A 19,221-nucleotide genomic window follows, 5' to 3' on the forward strand; every position below is an offset into this window, starting at 1 on the left:
TAACACTGTTCAAAGCGCTAAAAATTGCTATTTTAAACAGGATCCTATTGCTTACTTTTGCTTCATTCACTTCAATGATACCGGAGGGTTTTATGAGTGGTTTTTGGCTGGTTATCCTGCTGGTGGCAGGCATTCTATTTATCGTGATTTCGACCGCAAAATACAAATTGCACCCTTTTCTGGCGCTGTTATTCACGGCTTATGCCATTGCACTGTGCGCCGGACTGCCGATTGCCGACACGGTGAAAACCATCACCAGCGGATTTGGCGGTATTTTAGCCTACATCGGTATCGTGATTGTGTTGGGCACAATCATCGGTACGATTTTGGAAAAAACCGGCGCAGCAATTACCATGGCAGATTTTGTGCTGCGCAAAATCGGGCGCAAACGTCCCGTGTTGGCAATGAGTATTATCGGCTACATCGTATCGATTCCAGTGTTTTGTGACTCCGGTTTTGTGATTTTATCCTCGCTGAAAAAATCGTTGATCCAGCAAACCGGAAAATCTGCCGTGGCAATGTCAGTGGCACTCTCCACCGGCTTATACGCCACTCACACGTTAGTGCCGCCAACCCCGGGGCCGATTGCCGCTGCCGGTAATTTGCACGTCGATAATCTCGGTTTGGTCATTTTGGTCGGGCTGGTGGTGGCGCTGTTTGCCGCACTCGCGGGCTATCTGTATGCCGAATGGGCAGGCAAACGCTATCGTTGTGCGCAAGACGATCTGCCACGTTTAAGCGACGACCATGAAATTAAGGCGTTATATCCCAAACTGCCTTCTACTCTGAATGCGTTCCTGCCGATTATTGTACCGATTGCGTTAATCGCCTTTGCTTCGCTGCTCAAGCTGCTATTCAGCGGGGTTGATAATCTGCTCTTGAAATATGTGTATTTCTTCGGCGAACCCGTGACCGCACTTTTAATCGGCCTATTCTTTGCTGCCCGTTTACTACCGGAATGGAGCAAAACCACGCTGAATGATTGGATCGGCCAGGCAGTGAAAGACTCCGGCAGTATTTTAATTATCACCGCAGCAGGCGGTGCGTTGGGCGGGGTGCTGAAAGCCAGCGGCATCGGCGATTATCTCGGCACAATGTTGCAATCCATGAGCCTTGGCATTTTAGTGCCGTTTGTGATTGCTGCTGCACTCAAAACGGCACAGGGCTCTTCAACCACTGCCTTGGTGGTAACGTCTACGATTATTTATCCGTTGCTGCCGGCGCTCGGTTTGGACAGCACCCTTGGTTCAGTCTTGGCAATCATGGCAATTGGTGCCGGTGCGATGACAGTTTCCCACGCCAATGACAGCTTTTTCTGGGTGGTGGCAGAATTCAGTGAAATGGACGTTGCCACGGCTTATAAATCGCAAACCGTCGCAACCTTGGTTCAGGGGTTAGTCACCATCACTGTGGTTGCCTTGCTGGCATGGATTTTGCTTTAAACCATAGGGTCTGTTGATCTTTGTTTATAATTTGAGCTATAGACTATTTTTCGCCACTCTTTTTGCAAATAAATAAGGTAAAAGTTGTGAAGTTTAGTCATTCTAAACGAACGACTTTTAACGCCGCTGTAGTACGAAAAGTAATGCGAAAAAGAGTCATAGTCCTGCGGATTGTGTTTAAAATGAGCACACTCGTCGTTGTAACCCTTATCAATAGTCCCGCTATTGATTTCGGCTTACGCCTAGATTGTGCTCATTTTAAACGACAACTCAAAATATAAACAAAGATCAACAGACCCTAGATAACACCGCACTTTCAAAGTGCGGCTGGCTTAAGTTAAAATAGCCATCTTTAATCTTAGGGTCTATTGATAAAAAGGATTTTTTATGTCTGTCGAGCATGCCGCAAGCCCTTTATTACCCGTAGTCATCCTGCTCACTGCCGGGGTGTTGGCAGTACCGATTTTTAAGCGCTTAGGCTTAGGAGCGGTATTAGGATATTTCAGTGCCGGTATTTTAATCGGCCCTCATGTTTTCGGATTTTTTGATGATCCGCAACAGATCCTCCACCTTGCTGAATTGGGCGTGGTGATGTTTCTGTTTATCATCGGATTGGAAATGCGCCCAAGCAAATTGTGGCAAATGCGCGGACAAATTTTCGGTTTAGGCGCAGCGCAGGTCGTGCTCTGTTGCAGCTTGCTGACCTTACTTGGGGTTAGCGTGTTTGATCTCTCTTGGTCTGTTGCCTTTGTTGGTGGTGCCGGTTTCGTGCTGTCTTCGACTGCCGTTGTGATGCAAATGCTGGCAGAACGTGGCGAAAGCAACACGCCGGTCGGGCAACAAGCGCTCTCAATTTTACTGTTGGAAGACTTGGCTATTGTCCCGTTACTCGCTATCGTGGCATTTATCAGCCCGAATCAAGCCGCTGACAGCAGCAGTCAATGGGGAGAAATCGCCCTTGCGTTAGGCGCACTGGCTGCGCTGATTATCGCCGGTAAGTGGCTGCTGAATCCGCTCTTTGCAATTTTAGCTGCCTCACGCGCACGCGAAGTGATGACCGCTGCAGCATTGTTGGTGGTATTAGGCGCGGCATTATTAATGGAAATCAGCGGATTATCGATGGCGATGGGCGCTTTTCTAGCCGGGGTATTGCTATCCGAATCCAGTTATCGTCACCAAATTGAGGCAGATATTGAACCGTTTAAAGGAATTTTGCTCGGATTATTTTTCCTTGCGGTGGGAATGTCGTTAAATTTAAGCATCATCGCTACACAATGGGCATGGGTGGCGCTGGCGGTAATTACGTTTATGCTGACCAAAGCACTTGGTATTTATGTGATTGCCCGCCTGTTTAAATCCAACAACCGACAAGCTCTGCTGCGCACTACTATGTTTGCGCAAGGTGGCGAATTTGCCTTTGTGCTGTATGCCGCCGCGGTTACCAGCGGCTTAATGGATACGCAGACCAATGCACTGCTGTCAGCAACAGTGATTTTATCTATGGCGTTGACGCCGATGGTGATGATTGCCGTCGATCGTTTGCTGCCACCGGAAAAAGTCTCTGCTGACGGCTTGGAAAAAGCCGAAAATCTACAAGGGCAAGTCTTGGTGATCGGCTTTGGACGCTTCGGGCAAATCGCCAGTCAGGTGCCGCTCAGTCGTGGTTTTGAGCTGGCAATCATCGACAATGATCCGATTCGAATTCGTGAAGCCGCAAAATTCGGGCGGCACATCTATTTTGGCGACGGCACACAGCTGGATATTTTGCACACTTCAGGTGCTGCGCAGGCGCAAGCAATTATGATCTGTATTGATGATAAGCAAGCAGTCGATCATATTGTCGATTTGGCACAACACAGCTTTCCGAACACCAAACTGATTGCTCGCGCTTGGGATCGCCGTCACTATATCGAATTGCTCAATAAAGGTGTGGACTATGTGGTTCGAGAAACCGCAGCTGCTGCATTTGAATTAGGCGAAAAAACCTTGGGCGCATTGGGTGTTGATAAAGAAGAAGCAGAACGTATCACGCAAGATATCCGTTTGCGTGACAGTCGTTTGTTGTGCGAACAAGTTTCTGCCGGAATCGATATGCAGCAATATTCGCCAAAACCACAACCATTGACTGAAACCCATATTGACTAAAGTGCGATTAGCGAAACGTTAACTGCACTCTCAAAATTCAGACTTCCAGTTCTGGCTATAACTTCAGCTTCCTGACGACTTCTTTCGATTTTGTCAGGAATGCTTTCCGCTCTTTTGCCGGCAAACCGGTGTTATTACCCGGCAGTTTGACCGTCATCGGGTTTACCGGACGATCGTTAATATGAAATTCGTAGTGCAAGTGCGGTCCGGTAGAACGACCGGTATTACCAGAAAGCGCAATTCGCTCGCCACGCTTTATCTGTTGTCCCGGCTTCACCAATGCGCGGCTTAAGTGCATGTAGACAGTTTTATAGTTACGCCCGTGTTTCAATACTATGTAACGCCCGGCACCATTGGCTTGGTAAGCTACTTTCACGACTTCACCATCAGACGGCGCGATAATCGGCGTGCCGACCCGTAATGAGAAATCGACTCCTTTATGCGGCGAGACTCGTCCTGTCACTGGATGGCGCCGTGCCGGGTTAAAATGCGATGAAATTTTCGGCTGGCGAGTTAACGGATAGCGCGCAAAACCTCGTCCTAACGTTTCGCCGTTGACATTAAAATAGGCACCGTTTGCCGCCTGAATCGCATAATAACTTTTGCCACCATGCAGAATATGAATCGCATCGACTTTTGCCTGCCCGGTCAATTTATCGCCTAAATACTCACGCTGCATCAAAATAGCAAATTTATCGCCTTTGCGCAGTTTGTTCATGCTAACTTGCCACTGAAGTGCGGTCGCCAACTGATTGATTTGACGAGCTGAAAGCCCATGTCGGCTCATACTGTTGGAAAATGATCCCTGAATTTGTCCTTTAATGACTTCCGTTTTCCAAACACTCTGTTTTTTAAGAACTTGCTGCTTATAGCTACCATCTGCCTGCCGCTCATAGATGCGTTCTTCTTTGTCGGACACCAGCCAGTTCATATACTCTAACTGGTCGTCTTTGTTTAAAATCCAGTAAAACTGCTGCCCGGCTTTTAGTGTCTTCAACTCGGGGAAAGATTGTATCAACGCAACGCTCACCGCAGGCTGTAAGCCGGATTGTTCTAAAATATCTTTTAATTGTTGCCCGGCGACTACCGTTTCACTAAATTGATTGTTGATCCGCCAAGCTTGATCGGCTACATCCAATAAAATATCCAGTGCGGTTTGCGCTTCCTCAGGCAAAAATTCGGTATCTTGCTCGCCATCCGCTGCTTGCTCCTGTTCGACAGAACCCGGTTCCACTTCATCATCTTGGGTATCCAAATCATCATAATACGAAGTGGCATTGGGATCTTCTTCCGGCGATGGCTTCTCTTTGTCTACACTGGATGCTGCAGTTTCAGTGCCAGTACCGGGTGGAACCGAAGGCTGTTCGGCTGGCGCTGTGGCTGGGTTTTCGACAGATTGAGATGGTGTCGTTACTGGTTGTTGTGCCGAGGGATCACTCGGCTTGGTCTCTAAATACTCAGTCGCCGGTGGTTGCTGTGCATCGTCATAGCCGGGAAAAATAAAATATACGGCTACACCCCATAACAAAGCAAATATTGCTAAAAACAATATTTTCCGATTACGAGCCCGTCTCTTTCTTTCTCTGGCTAAAATAACACTTTTCACTATACCGATTCTTTATTGATATCTTATTTTAAAATTATTGCTTTACCATTTATCATACAGTAAACATCCGATACCTAATACACAGGTATTGTAATAGGACACACAAAAGCTTTAAAAAGTTCTGCTGAAAAATATCGTTTGCCGATTAAAACAACAATTGCAATACATCTGTTTTTTATCTCTGCAATCGTACCGCACTTTTAGCAACAAACCATCGATAAACAACAACCTTAGTTCTCTTGTACCTACTGTAAAAATCAGATATTCTGCTCAATTCAAGGCGCTTTCTTCCCTATAATGATAAACCAATAAACACAAGCAAAGGCCACTATCGTGAACAATAACAAGCCGCAGGCACTGATCGAACTGAAAGATATTGGTGTCCGCTTCAATAACAAAATTGTGTTGAACAATATCAACTTAAAACTCTATCCCAATTCGGTCACTACGATTGTTGGCCCGAACGGTGGCGGCAAATCAACGCTGCTCAAGGTGTTGCTGAAATTGATTCGTCCGACACAAGGTGCCGTCAAAGCCAAAACCAAATTACGCATCGGCTATGTGCCGCAAAAAATCCATCTGGATCAAACTCTGCCGTTGACCGTTAAAAAATTTTTATCACTACAACAACCACAGTCCACAAAAATTGATGAAATTCTGTTACAACTGTCGATTCAGCATCTGACAGAGCAAAGTATGCACAAGCTTTCCGGCGGTGAAATGCAACGGGTTTTGCTGGCAAGAGCACTGCTCAATCAACCGGAGTTGTTGGTTCTAGACGAACCGGTGCAGGGTGTGGATATCGGTGGGCAGGCGGAATTATACCAATTGATCGCCGAAAGCAAAAATCGGCTTAATTGCGCAGTGTTGATGGTTTCTCATGATTTGCATCTAGTGATGGCGAATACAGATCATGTGTTGTGCATCAACCAGCATCTTTGTTGTGCCGGAACACCGGAGACAGTATCCGAACATCCTGATTTTATTCGATATTTTGGTGATCAATTTGCCCAGAATTTTGCACTTTATACCCACCATCATAATCACAAACATAATTTACATGGTGATGTCTGCTGCGGAGCGCACGCTAATGCCGCTGCCGACTGCCACCATACTCACCGATAGGAAGTTACATGCTTGATATTCTTCTCCCCGCTTGGATTTGCGGTATGATTCTCTCCTTGCTGAGCGCCCCTCTCGGTGCTTTTGTCGTTTGGCGCAAAATGTCCTATTTTGGTGACACCTTATCCCACGCTTCACTGTTAGGTGTTGCATTGGGGCTATTACTGGAAGTTAATCCATATTTTGCAGTGATCGTGATTGTGTTATTACTCGCCTGTCTGTTGGTCTGGTTGGAGAATTACACCGCGTTTTCTACCGATACCCTGTTGGGCATTATTGCCCACAGTTCACTGTCGTTGGGGGTGGTTGCGATTGCGTTGATGGATAATGTGCGGGTTGATCTGATCGCTTACCTGTTCGGCGATATTCTGGCATTGAGTTATAGCGATCTCTATTGGGTAATCGGTGGCGCGGTGATTGTGTTATTGCTGTTGATTCGGCTTTGGCGACCACTGCTCGCCACCACTATCAGTGTTGAATTAGCACAAGTTGAAGGCATCAACACCCGCAAAATCCAGATGATTTTAATGCTAATGACCGCACTTACTATCGCCTTAAGTATGAAATTTGTCGGTGCACTCATCATCACTTCTTTATTGATCATTCCAGCCGCCACCGCCCGCCGTTTTTCCAAAACTCCGGAACAGATGGTGTTGTTAGGTTACTTCATCAGTTGCAGTGCCATCACTTTAGGCTTGGGCTTATCCGCACTTTACGATACCCCCGCCGGTCCGTCGATCGTTATCGCCGCTTCCGCATTGTTTATGTTGTCACTGTTTAAACGAGAACAACAGTAAATTCACCTCAAACAAAAAAGGCAGATCAACAAATGATCTGCCCTAGGGTCTGACACCTGATTTAAGATTTAACTGGCTCAGCCAGATACTTGACGTAGTCGGCAGCAATTTTCTCTGCTTCGCGGATATAGAAATCCGGCGCTTCATAGTCTTTTGGCAAATCGTCAATATCTTTCAGCGGTTTTTTGCCTTCTGCTTTAAAACGTTCGTTCAAGTCTTTCAAACGACGTGCTTCGTCTTCGCTGTTCTCTTGCTGCCGCTGTTTCAAATTTAACGATAAAAACTTACGATTAGACCACTCTTTTTGAATCAATAAGTTACGTTCTAACGCAATAAATTCACGCTCTTTAGCAATGCGTTCTTGATGCAATCCTGCCAGATAGTCAATCTCGAACTTTTTACTCGGCATCACGCTATAACTCGCTGCCGGCACTTTGTCCCAAGGCAACGCATTGTCTTCACTGCTTTCACCGCTCTTTTCGGCGTCGATAATCGCCGGAAAAGTAATATCCGGATCGACACCTTTGATTTGGGTGCTGCCGCCGTTAATCCGATAGAATTTCTGAATCGTGTATTGAATAAAGCCCAACGGCGATTGATCCATATCATACACAAAATTCAGCGGACGACTTTGCTGCACCGTGCCTTTACCAAACGTTTGCTGCCCTAAAATAATAGCACGTTGGTAATCCTGCATTGCCGCAGCAAAAATTTCGGAAGCCGAAGCACTGTAGCGATTAATCATCACCAGCAACGGACCTTGATAGACTTGTGTGCTATCCGGATCCTGATGAATACGAATGCGATTATAAGCATCACGCACCTGCACCACCGGACCATCAGAAATAAACAAGCCGCTCAACGACACAGCTTCGGTCAACGCACCGCCGCCGTTATCACGCAAATCAATCACCAACGCCTGCACTTTTTTCTGCTCCGCATCAGCCAACAGTTTGCGCACATCGTCGGTCAGACCAATATAGAAACTTGGGATCTTAATCACCCCGATATTTTGACCCTCAACCTGATTCATCTCCAGCTTGGCAGCGTTGTCTTCAATCCGCACTTGGTCACGGACTAAGCTGATGATTTTGGTTTTACCACCTTTGGCAGGCTCGATTTCCAAACGTACTGTCGTACCTTTTTTCCCTTTAATCTTGTCAACCACATCATCTAAACGCCAACCGACTACATCTTCGATCTCACCTTTGGCACCTTGTCCAATTCCGACAATTTTATCGCCTTTCGCCAGTTTTTTACTACGCTCTGCCGGTGCGCCGGGGACTAAGGATTTAATAATCGTTTCATCATCTTCCGATTGCAATGTTGCACCGATACCTTCCAAAGACAGATTCATGTCTTCGGTAAAACTTTTAGCATTGCGCGGTGAAAGGTAGCTGGTGTGCGGATCAATTTCTCTGGCAAATGCATTTAAGAACAGTTGTGAAATATCATCGGCACGGGTTTGATTCAAACGCAGAATTGCCAGATTGTAGCGTTTGGTCAGCTTTTTCTTGATCTCTGCCCATTTAGTGCCTTTCAAACGTTCGGTGATCACATCATTTTTAAAACGCTGTTGCCAAAGTTTGTCTAATTCAGCAGTGTCCGTCGGCCATGTGGTCATTTTAGAACGATCAATTTCGATTTGATCGTCATTGGTCAAATCCGGCTCTTTATCCAACAACGACAGCAGATAGGCATAACGTTCATAGCGACGTTTGGTCATCAATTCATACGCTTTATACGCTAAAGCCAAATCGCCGGAATACAGGCTTTGCTGCAAACCGTTTGCCGCTTCTGCGCGCAATTGGTCAACGTCACTTTGTAAAAAAGTGTTATGGTTATAGTCTAAAAAATTTAGATAGCGAGTAAACACTTTTTCTGAGAACGCTTGATCCAGCGCAAATTTGCTGTAATGCGACTGGGTTAAACGTGCGGTCACCCGTTTGGCTGCAGTTGACTGCGTCTCCCCCAATTGTGGCAATTTGATCTCTTCGTATTTAAGATTTGCTTTGACCGCTTGCACAGATTGCGACATTAATGTTAAGGAAGCCAACAATACAGCCAAGAAACCATATTGTAATTTTTTTATCTTCATCCCCAATTCCTAAAATAGACGTCTTTAATAGTTAATATAAGCCTGAAATGAATAAAACATCGTACCTTAATAAGGCACGATGTTCTGGTCTTTAGTCGATGCGCAAGATTGCCTGATTATTCAACATTGTAGAGATGTTCAAACGCCACATTCAACATAATACCACTTTGCAATTGCACTCTGGCGGAATCTTTCATCACTTCCAACACCGTGGCACGATTGGCTTTTTCAGCCAGTTTCACCTTAACTTGCTGTCCTTTCAGTAAATTTTCAACCTTAACCGGTGTCAAATTCACGGCTGGATGCGAAGGATTTTCTCGCTTAACCGCACTTTTCCCTTTCGCTGTACTTTGTGCTTTATGTGCTTTATGTGCTTTCAGCGGATGTGCTGCTTTGGGGGCGCCAAACGGTTTGCGGCTGGCTTGGTCGTTACGCTGTTTTTCTGCACTCGTTTTTTCTGCATTTTTGGCTTTCAATGCCGCACGCATTTGCGCTTTGCGCTCCGCTACTTTGGCTTTCGCTTGCTGTAACTGTTCAGCCGCGTGATCAGCATGTTCTTGCTCTAATACGCCACAACTTTCACCCTGCAAATCGACTCGCGCAGCACCGACTTTACAGCCATGCAGGTAACGCCAGTTTGAGGTATATTGGCGTAGTGCATGGCGTAATTGGGTTTTGCTGACGGTTTCGTCATGTTCAAGTGCGGTTGCAAGATCTTGAAAAATGCCGATTTTAAGCGGCTTGGCTTCCCCTTCTAAACTGAAGCACAGCGGAAAACGCTCTGCCAAATACGCAATCACGGCTTTGCTGTTACTCAATTTTTGTGGTTCTGTTTGCTGCTCTTTCTGTTCTGTTTGTTGTTCTGTCATGAAATCATACGTTCCTGAATCGTAATTTCTGAAACCTAGGGTCTATTGATGCTTGTTTATAGTTGAGCTATAGAGCCTAGTATCAAAGCAAAAGCGGACACTTATGCCCACAAGAAATCAAAATAATAGACGCATAGTCTAGCTTAATTTTTGACTGCTTGACAACAGAAACCGCACTTTTATCCGATGTTCTTCTTGGCTAAGCTGCTGATTAAGGTTGTCAGCGCAGTTTTCCGGATATTTTCGCGCTATAGTCAGCCATTCAACTTTATATTATACTGGCGCAGTTTTGTTTAACACATTTTCTGCGTATCGTTTTTTACAGGAAAGGCTGATTATTAAAATCTTATCGCGAGTTTCAAACACCCATCTACTACGTTGTGACGAATGCGATGCGCTGGTCAATGTTCCACGCTTGCACTCACGGCAGGTTGCCTGCTGCCCGCAATGTAACGCCGAACTACGCTCCGGCAGCCGTTGGAGTCTGAAACGTTGTGCGATTATTGCGATTTCAATCCTGATTTTAATGCCGTTTGCTTTCACTTTTCCTTTGCTCAGTATTGATTTGCTTGGGGTACCGGTGCACGCCTCAGTCTGGGGGGGTGCTTGGAAAATTGCCACCAACAATGATGTTTACACGGGGTTTATGGTGCTGTTGTGTGCCATCATTATGCCGTTATGTTTCGCCACACTGGTGCTGTTTTTATGGATTGCCAAGCATTTCAACCACCGTCCGCGCAACCTCTTATTAATGCTGGGTTATATCAAACCTTGGGTGATGTTGGATGTCTATCTGGTCAGTCTCGGCGTTGCCGCATTTAAAGTGCGTGAATATGCTACTTTAACTATCGATATCTATTTTTTGGCGTTTGTGTTTACCGCACTTTTAACCACGCTGCTGTTTATCAAAATCAATCCGTTGGCGCTTTGGAATGAATTTTATCCGCAGTTTGCTTATCCTACAGCAAATACACATAACAAAAACAATGAATTATGCCACTGCCATGCCTGCAATTACACCTTTGCCGCACAACAACGCACCCTTGACAGTCAGGGACGCCACTATTGCCCACGCTGCGAATCCTTATTAGATATTAATGACAACACTAAACTGCAACGTACTTGGGCAGCATTGATCGCGGGGATCATTATGCTGATTCCCGCCAACTTGCTGCCGATTTCATATATCTATTTAAACGGTGTCGCCAGCGGAGACACTCTGATTTCTGGTGTGATTTCTTTTATCGGTATGGGCAGCTATTTTGTCGCCTTTGTGGTTTTCGTCGCCAGTATTTTCGTGCCGCTAAGCAAAATCATCGCCATGATTTACCTGTTGATCAGTGTACACCGCCAAAAAGCCGGTAATATCGAGAGAAAAATGAAGCTGTTGCATCTGGTGCATTTTGTCGGACGCTGGTCCATGCTGGACTTATTCGTACTCTCGTTGATGATGTCGTTGGTGACGCGTGGACAGATTATTACCTTTTCCGTCGGGCCGGCTGCCTTTTATTTTGGTGCCGCCGTCTTTTTGACCATGATTGCCGCCGAGCAATTTGATAGCCGTTTACTTTGGAAACTCTATGACAAAAAACCAAACTCCCCCACATAATCCAGCGCCGCAGGCTGCGTCAACACCAAAAGTGCAAAACGCAACGGTGCGGCGCTTAAAAAGCATTTCGCCGTTTTGGCTGTTGCCGATTGTCGCGCTGATTATCGGATTGGCACTATTTGCACGTATTTTAGACGAACAAGGCGAAAGCATTACCATTTATTTCTCCAATGGTGCCGGCATTACTGCCGACAAAACCCCGATTCGCTATCAGGGCTTACAGATCGGCGTGGTCAAAAAAGTCAAATTCACCGAAGATCTGAAACGCATTATGGTAACTGCCAGTATCAATCCGGAAGCCAAAACCGTATTACGCGAACACACCAAATTCTGGTTGGTGCGTCCGAGTGCCTCCCTCGCCGGTATTTCCGGCTTAGATGCGTTGGTTTCCGGAAACTATATCACGCTAGCGCCCGGCGGTGGCGATAGTGCCGATGAATTTATTGCCGAGTCCGAAGGCCCGATGGCTCAGATGGACGAAGGCGATATTTTAATTCACCTGTTAGCCGACAATCTAGGCTCAATTTCTGCCGGAGCTTCCGTTAATTACCGCAAAATTCCGGTCGGCAGTATCTCTGATTACCGTTTTTTAGAAGATCAGAAAAAAGTTCAAATCGATGTAGTGATCAACAAATCCTACAGTCATTTAGTTAAAAAAGATTCTCGCTTCTGGAACAGCAGCGGCTTACAAACCGACATCAGCTTAAGTGGGATTTCGGTTGATATGGACAGTATCACCTCGTTGGTAATCGGCGGGGTTTCGTTTGATTCACCTGAGGACAGCCCAATTGCGGTCAACGGCGAAAGCTATACCCTGTACCAAGATGAAAAATCCGCCCAACGCGGTATTGAGGTTGAGATTACCCTACCGAATATTCGAGGCTTAAAAATTAACAATACACCGCTTTACTATCAAAACTTTAAAATCGGTACCCTTGCCGCCCTCGATGCTCAAGCTGAAAACAGAGACAACAACAGCGTGCGCGGCAAACTGCTGGTTGATGAAAATATGCGTAATCTGCTACGCAGCGACAGTCAAATCGTCATAAACGAAAACAGTTTGAATGCCGATAATTTGAATAATCTGGAAAAATTACTTGCCGGACCTTATTTCACGTTGATCGCCGGCAGCGATGCAAACAGCACACCTAAAACGGATTTTGCTGTACTGACCCAGTCGGAATTGCTACTCAGCTTACCCAAAACCCTGATCATCAAACTGACTGCGCCGGAAACCTACAATGTGAATGTCGGACAAGGGGTTTTGTATAACGGTATTCGGATTGGCGAAATTGCCCAACGCAAGGTATCAATTGAAGGGGTTGAATTTAAGATTGCCATCGCTAAAGAGTATCGTGATCTGATCTATGCCGACACCAAATTTATCGCTGCATCCAATTTAAATGTTAATATCGGCGTCGACGGCATTCAATTTGAAGCTGCAGCACCCGAGAAATGGCTGCAAGGTGGTATTCGAATTCTGGCAAATAAGCACGGCAAAGGCGAAGCGCTGACGCAATATCCACTGTATAAAGATCTCAGCAGTGCTGAAGCCGGGATCACCGGTGACAACCTACAACCGTCCATCACCTTGCATTCTGCGGTGTTGCCCGGTATCGAAAGCGGTTCGCTCGTGCTGTATAAACAGTTTCCGGTCGGGCAGATTATTGCGGTACAGCCTACCGATAAAGACTTTAAAATTGATGTGTTTATCAACAGTCAATATCGTAATTTGTTGACTGATCGCAGCAAATTCTGGAGTGAAAGTGCAGCGCAGGTGGATATCAGTCCGAAAGGGGTAAATATTCAAGCCGCACCGATTATGCGAACCCTGAAAGGTGCCATCAGCTTTGAAAACTTTGGTGCTGCCGACAAAAATACCCGACTGTACAGCAATGAGACCGCCGCCCGCTCTGTCGGCAATGAAATCATTCTGACCTCAAGTGATGCGAAGGATTTAAGCCGCGGCATGCCGATTCGCTATATGGGAATTACCATTGGCGAGGTGGTTTCGATTGAAATCGATAAAAGTCAACAACGTATTGTCAGTAAAGCGTTGATTCAACCGAATTATTATGCCTTAATCAGTAAAAAAGGCAGCCGTTTTCAACTGATTTCGCCACAAATTTCTGCCGGTGCCATCGCCAACCTCGACAGTTTGCTTCAACCTTATATTAATGTTGAAGTCGGCGGCGGTGAAATAAGCAAAACTTTCCGCTTAAACAAAGAAATCAGTAATGCCAGCAAATTTGCCAACGGCATTCCGCTGATTTTGGAAACTTCAAGTGCATTTAACTTGACGGAAGGTTCGCCGGTGCAATATCGTGGCATTGAAGTCGGACTGGTACAAAAAATGACGTTGGACGAACTAGGCGATCGAGTATTGGTCGATATTATTATCGGCAATAAATACAAACACTTGGTACGCCAAAACTCCGAATTTTGGATCACCTCCGGCTACAGTTTCGGCTTCGGTTTACAGGGCTTTGCCTTTGAAACCGGCAGTGTGCAGCAATTCCTAAAAGGCGGTATTTCGTTTGGCACACCGTCCGGACAAGTGGTGCAGCCAGCCGCCAAAGCCAAACAGCGCTTCTTGTTGCAACAAAAGTTACCGGAAGATTCGAAATTCTGGAATCAAGGGGCTTATTAAAGTATTAAAACCTGAGGTACTAACATTAGGTTAGTACCGATGCTTATTGACAAAGATATTTGATGAGGCAAGGTAGCAACTGTGTTTCCTGTTTTTTTGGAAACACAGTTGCTACTTTTACAATATTAATCGTGTATTTTAACCTTAGACTGCGGCTAGACCGCCAACACTGCAATTTTAACAATCACATCAACCGCACTTTGCATGCCTTGCACGCTTGCCAGCTCGTATTTGCTGTGGAAGTTGTAACCGCCCGTGAATATATTCGGGCAAGCGATACCCATCACGGCCAGCTTGGCGCCATCCGTTCCGCCACGAATCGGTTTCAACAACGGCGTAATACCGCACTCTTGCATCGCCATTTTTGCCAATTCAAGCGACTGCGGAACCTTGCGGATGACCTCATACATATTTTGGTAACTGTCGCTGATCTCAACATGAAAACGCTGCTGTAAGTCGTATTTAGTCATGAATTGATCTGCCCATTGCTGAAATTGTTGTTTACGCAATTTAAATTGTGCAGCATCAAATTCTCGAATCAAATAGTGCATCCGCACTTGTTCAATATCGCCTTCGATTTTATCCAGATGAAAAAAACCTTGCCGCTCCGCTGTTTTTTCCGGCACTTCATTTTTCGGTAAGTATTGATGAAAATCACAAGCCAACGCCAAAGCGTTAACCATTTTGTCTTTAGCATCACCGGGATGTGCCGAATGCCCTTGAATCACAATGTCCACTCCGGCGGCATTAAAATTCTCAATTTGCAACTCCCCCGCTTCGCCGCCATCAATCGTGTATGCCCAATCACAAATAAAATCGGCTATTGGGAAAAAATCCATCCCCAAGCCAATCTCCTCATCCGGCGTAAATGCCACCCGAATATTGGCGTGTGGTACCTTGCTCTCGATCAACTGCTCAAGTGCGGTCATAATTTCAGCAATGCCGGCTTTATTATCTGCCCCCAATAAGGTATTGCCGTCGGTAACAATCAGAGAATCGCCAACCAATTGTTGCAAAAAAGGGTAATCAACCGGGCTGATATAATCATCGCCTTTACCTAAAGCAATATCACCGCCACGATACTCTTGAATCAATTCCGCTTTAACATGCTTGCCGCTCATCTGTGGCGATGTATCTAGATGCGAAATAAAACCGATCGTTTTTTTACTGCCGCAATTTGACGGCAAAAGTGCGGTCACCACACAGTGACGACTGAGCTTCACCTCACTTAATCCTAGCTGCTCCAACTCCTCCACCAAGTGCTCCGCCAACCGCAGTTGCCCGATTGAACTGGGTGATTTTTGGGCATCTGGTTTAGACTGGGTATCAAACGCAATATAGCTGAAAAAACGGTTTAGCAATTGTTGACGTTGTTTTTCCCGATGCTGTAATGCCTCGTGTTGTAATAAATGTGTCATAATTTCCCTCAGACCTGATAAATTATGCTTTCTGCTTGTCTTGCCATTGTATGTTCCTTTCATCGACGACATTATGATCGATAACAATTTTCTTTCATTTTCTGCTTGAAAAGCATCGAAATTTTAAAAAATTGCGATAAAAACCCTATTCCTCTCAAGGAAAACTTGAGTTTCTGCCTGCAGAAAGGTATGTTATGGCGGTTATTTTATTTAAGAGGTCAATTGATGAAAATTATTTTATTAGGCGCGCCAGGCGCCGGCAAAGGCACACAAGCGCAATTTATTATGAATAAATACCATATTCCGCAAATTTCCACCGGCGACATGCTGCGCGCAGCAATTAAAACCGGCAGCGAATTGGGCAAACAAGCCAAACAACTGATGGATGCCGGAAAACTGGTCCCGGATGATCTGATTATTGCCTTAGTCAAAGAACGAGTAGCACAAGACGACGCCAAAAACGGCTTCTTGCTCGACGGCTTCCCGCGCACGATTCCACAAGCTGATGCCTTGAAAGATGCCAAGATCGACATTGATTTTGTCTTGGAATTCGACGTGCCTGACCAAGTGATTGTCGAACGCATGAGCGGTCGTCGCGTACACCCTGCTTCAGGACGAGTTTATCATGTGGTTTACAACCCACCAAAAGTTGACGGCAAAGACGATATCAGCGGCGAAGATCTGATTATTCGCGCCGACGACAAGCCGGAAACCGTGTTAGATCGCCTGAGTATTTACCACAACACCACCAAACCACTGGTCGATTACTACCAAGCAGAAGCCAAGTGCGGTAACACCCAATATTTCCGTTTAGACGGCACTCAACCCGTTGAAGCGGTGAGTGAAAAATTGGCTGGGATTTTGGACTAATCAGTAACAATTATTTATCATAAAGCCAACAGGATAAGAATATATATCTTATCCTGTAGTTGTAATCTCTTTTATATCTCATTCAATATATTTATATTACAAAATTATTATGATTGAAAAACTTGCTAACGGTAAAAACCTCACTAAGATCGAATATCAAGTACTTGAGTATATTGTTAAAAATATAGATAACATTATGCATATGGGAGTAAGAGAAATTGCAAAAAGAAACTATACATCCACTTCAGTCATTATGCGGTTAACCAAAAAACTGGGTTATACTGGTTTTATTGACATGCATTACAAGTTACTACCATTAATAAAAACACCAAATTTTGATTATACTAATACAGATTTTCAAGAATTATTTTCCAGCTCAAATATATTCCAACTAAATAGCCACGAATTGATAACCAGATTAGCTGAAAAAATCTCCACTATTAATAACAAATTAATATTTATTTATGCCACAGGATTCTCAGGAATTATTGCTGAATACATCTATAAAAAAATACTTGTATTAGGTAAAAAAGCCATTATTTCCAGCGGATCGGACTCAGCCGGTATATTTGAAAATAACTTAAATGACATTGGTCTTTTTATTGCCTTGTCTAAGTCTGGCGAGACTACCAATGTAGTTAACAAAGCTAGAACTGCTAAAGAAAACAATATATATGTTGCATCATTTACTAATGAATTACCTAATAGCCTGGCTGATATATCAGACCTTAATTACAAAATTGAAGATTGTGGAAAATCCGACACCCTGAATATACTACCAAATCCTTTTTTTCCAAATGCATTAATGCTATTTGAAGCCATTAGTTACGAATATAATAAATTGATATTTAAGAATACTCCACATTAAGCTAAAGCTAATACCAACAGAGAAACAGGTTATTAATATTGAAAACCTGTTTTTAAATTCTACTATTCTATATATTTTTCATTTTTGCCTCTGTATGATTTTAGTATCGCTATTTTAGCGTAGACTATCACTGGAGGATAAAAATGAAAGAAAAACTAACCAATGGATTACAACGCTTTTCTAAAGCCATGTTTGTCCCTATTCTCATTTTACCTATTGTCGGAGTTTTAATTGCATTTAGTAATGTTTTAAATAATGCAAAACTAGCTGAGCTTTTACCTTTTCTAGACAACATCTTCATCAAAGGATTTGGAACTATTTTATCGAGTTCATTAGTCTCTATTCTAGTAAATTTAGGATTAATCTTCTGCGTGGGATTAAGTGTTGGCCTTGCAAAAGAGAAAAAAGCTGAAGCTGGATTTACAGCAGTGCTTGCCTATCTAATTTTCACCTATGCTATGAATAAGTTTATGCTCTTAAGCGGTATCTTATATCAAGGCGAATCTTTACGCGGTACCGGTCAAACAATGGTTCTTGGTATACAAATTCTCGATATGGGGATATTTTTAGGTCTCTTTTTAGGTAGCCTTGTTGCCTTTATCCACAATCGTTACTGCGAACAAGAATTCAATAGCGCATTTCAGATCTATGGCGGTTCAAGATTCGTTTTCATAATCTTAATCCCAACCGTTATCTTCTCCGCCATTGTTTTAACTTATCTTTGGCCTTTCGTTCAATATGGAATTTTAAAGCTTGGCGTTATTATTAATCATAGCGGAGAAGCTGGCATATTCTTATACGGAATGCTGGAGCGATTACTCATTCCGACAGGATTGCATCACCTTGTTTATACATCATTTTTGTATACTCCTTTAGGAGGTTCTGTCGAAATTAATGGCCAAGTATTTGAAGGAGCTAGAAATATTTATTATGCTGAAATGGCACTTCCGTCAATTCCTAGACTTTCACCTACTGTTATTTGGGATGCAAGAGGCATCTCAAAAATGTATGGCTTAATTGGTGCCTGCTTCGCAATGTACTATACGGCAAAACCTGAAAATAAAGCAAAAGTTAAAGCTATTTTAATTCCGGCCGCGTTCTCTTCATTTATTGCCGGAGTGACTGAGCCTATCGAATTTACTTTTATGTTTGTCGCGCCACTGTTGTTTATCATTCATGCCGTATTAAGCGGATTAAGCATGGTAGTGCTCAGTCTGCTTGATGTAAGAGCGATCGGGCCAAATGGCTTTATCGATTTCTTACTCTTTAACGTCCCTTTAGGAATAACAAAAACTGGTTGGCCAATGTATATGCTTGTTGGCGTAATTTTCTTCTGTTTATACTATGTTATTTTCACATTCTTAATAAAACGATTAGATTTAAAAACAATCGGAAGAGAAGATAATGGCGAAGAAGCCAAACTTTATAGTAAAGATGACTACCATAAAAGAAATAAAAGTACACAATCAAAAAATATTAATGCTGATACTATTATTGATGGTTTAGGTGGACAGCAAAATATTCAAAGTGTTGAAAATTGCTATACCCGATTAAGGTTGTTATTAAAAGATCCAGAATTAGTTGATGAAAATTTATTGAAAAATTATACAGGAGCAAGTGCGGTTATAAAAATGGGTAATAATGTGCAAGTCGTATATGGTTTGCAAGTAAACTCAATTAGAAAAGCCGTTGATCATGCTTTAGAGCAATTAAAAAATCAAATTTAA

Annotated in this window: 13 protein-coding genes; 9 read left to right on the forward strand and 4 right to left on the reverse strand. The window is 44.0% G+C overall.

Features of this window, described 5'->3' with window-relative positions; all coding sequences use genetic code 11:
• Positions 1 to 92: 92 nt before the first annotated feature.
• Positions 93 to 1,442 carry a GntP family permease gene (locus EDC16_RS05215; RefSeq protein WP_132966123.1) on the forward strand — a complete coding sequence of 450 codons (1,350 nt, stop codon included), beginning with the start codon at positions 93 to 95 and terminating at the stop codon, positions 1,440 to 1,442.
• Positions 1,443 to 1,829: 387 nt separating this feature from the next.
• Positions 1,830 to 3,587, forward strand: a complete 1,758-nt coding sequence (locus EDC16_RS05220) for a monovalent cation:proton antiporter-2 (CPA2) family protein (protein ID WP_132966125.1) — start codon at positions 1,830 to 1,832, stop codon at positions 3,585 to 3,587.
• Positions 3,588 to 3,642: 55 nt separating this feature from the next.
• Here EDC16_RS05220 and mepM read toward each other — a convergent pair whose 3' ends face one another.
• Positions 3,643 to 5,193, reverse strand: coding sequence for a murein DD-endopeptidase MepM (gene mepM, locus EDC16_RS05225; protein WP_416069095.1), 1,551 nt, complete (start codon positions 5,191 to 5,193; stop codon positions 3,643 to 3,645).
• Positions 5,194 to 5,526: 333 nt separating this feature from the next.
• Between mepM and znuC the strand changes: the two genes are divergently transcribed.
• Entirely contained in the window at positions 5,527 to 6,318 is a 792-nt protein-coding gene (gene znuC, locus EDC16_RS05230; protein WP_132966129.1) for a zinc ABC transporter ATP-binding protein ZnuC, read from the forward strand.
• Positions 6,319 to 6,326: 8 nt separating this feature from the next.
• Positions 6,327 to 7,112, forward strand: a complete 786-nt coding sequence (gene znuB, locus EDC16_RS05235) for a zinc ABC transporter permease subunit ZnuB (RefSeq protein ID WP_132966131.1) — start codon at positions 6,327 to 6,329, stop codon at positions 7,110 to 7,112.
• 61 nt (positions 7,113 to 7,173) lie between these two features.
• Here the strand turns inward: znuB and prc are convergent, their stop codons facing one another.
• Complete coding sequence (gene prc, locus EDC16_RS05240; RefSeq protein ID WP_132966133.1) at positions 7,174 to 9,210, reverse strand: carboxy terminal-processing peptidase; 2,037 nt, start codon at positions 9,208 to 9,210, stop codon at positions 7,174 to 7,176.
• Between the two features lie 116 nt (positions 9,211 to 9,326).
• Entirely contained in the window at positions 9,327 to 10,079 is a 753-nt protein-coding gene (gene proQ / locus EDC16_RS05245) for an RNA chaperone ProQ (RefSeq protein ID WP_132966135.1), read from the reverse strand.
• 334 nt (positions 10,080 to 10,413) lie between these two features.
• Between proQ and EDC16_RS05250 the strand changes: the two genes are divergently transcribed.
• Together EDC16_RS05250 and EDC16_RS05255 are read left to right on the forward strand one after the other, a co-directional pair.
• Positions 10,414 to 11,688, forward strand: a complete 1,275-nt coding sequence (locus tag EDC16_RS05250; RefSeq protein WP_132966425.1) for a paraquat-inducible protein A — start codon at positions 10,414 to 10,416, stop codon at positions 11,686 to 11,688.
• The gene (locus tag EDC16_RS05255) at positions 11,660 to 14,338 is read left to right on the forward strand and encodes an MlaD family protein (RefSeq protein WP_132966137.1); all 2,679 of its coding nucleotides are present in this window, start codon (positions 11,660 to 11,662) and stop codon (positions 14,336 to 14,338) included. Before EDC16_RS05250 ends, EDC16_RS05255 begins: the two co-directional genes overlap by 29 nt.
• Positions 14,339 to 14,493: 155 nt before the next feature.
• Here EDC16_RS05255 and pepT read toward each other — a convergent pair whose 3' ends face one another.
• On the reverse strand, positions 14,494 to 15,756 hold the full coding sequence (gene pepT, locus EDC16_RS05260; protein WP_132966139.1) for a peptidase T: 1,263 nt from the start codon (positions 15,754 to 15,756) through the stop codon (positions 14,494 to 14,496).
• 225 nt (positions 15,757 to 15,981) lie between these two features.
• Between pepT and adk the strand changes: the two genes are divergently transcribed.
• The 3 genes from adk (at position 15,982) to EDC16_RS05275 (ending at position 19,221) form a co-directional block, all read left to right on the forward strand.
• Positions 15,982 to 16,626 carry an adenylate kinase gene (gene adk, locus EDC16_RS05265; RefSeq protein WP_132966141.1) on the forward strand — a complete coding sequence of 215 codons (645 nt, stop codon included), beginning with the start codon at positions 15,982 to 15,984 and terminating at the stop codon, positions 16,624 to 16,626.
• 109 nt (positions 16,627 to 16,735) lie between these two features.
• Positions 16,736 to 17,494 (forward strand): MurR/RpiR family transcriptional regulator, encoded by a 759-nt coding sequence (locus EDC16_RS05270; RefSeq protein ID WP_132966143.1) that lies wholly within the window; start codon positions 16,736 to 16,738, stop codon positions 17,492 to 17,494.
• A gap of 143 nt (positions 17,495 to 17,637) precedes the next feature.
• On the forward strand, positions 17,638 to 19,221 hold the full coding sequence (locus tag EDC16_RS05275; protein ID WP_132966145.1) for a PTS transporter subunit EIIC: 1,584 nt from the start codon (positions 17,638 to 17,640) through the stop codon (positions 19,219 to 19,221).

This window comes from Testudinibacter aquarius, from assembly GCF_004342725.1.
Taxonomy (GTDB): domain Bacteria; phylum Pseudomonadota; class Gammaproteobacteria; order Enterobacterales; family Pasteurellaceae; genus Chelonobacter; species Chelonobacter aquarius.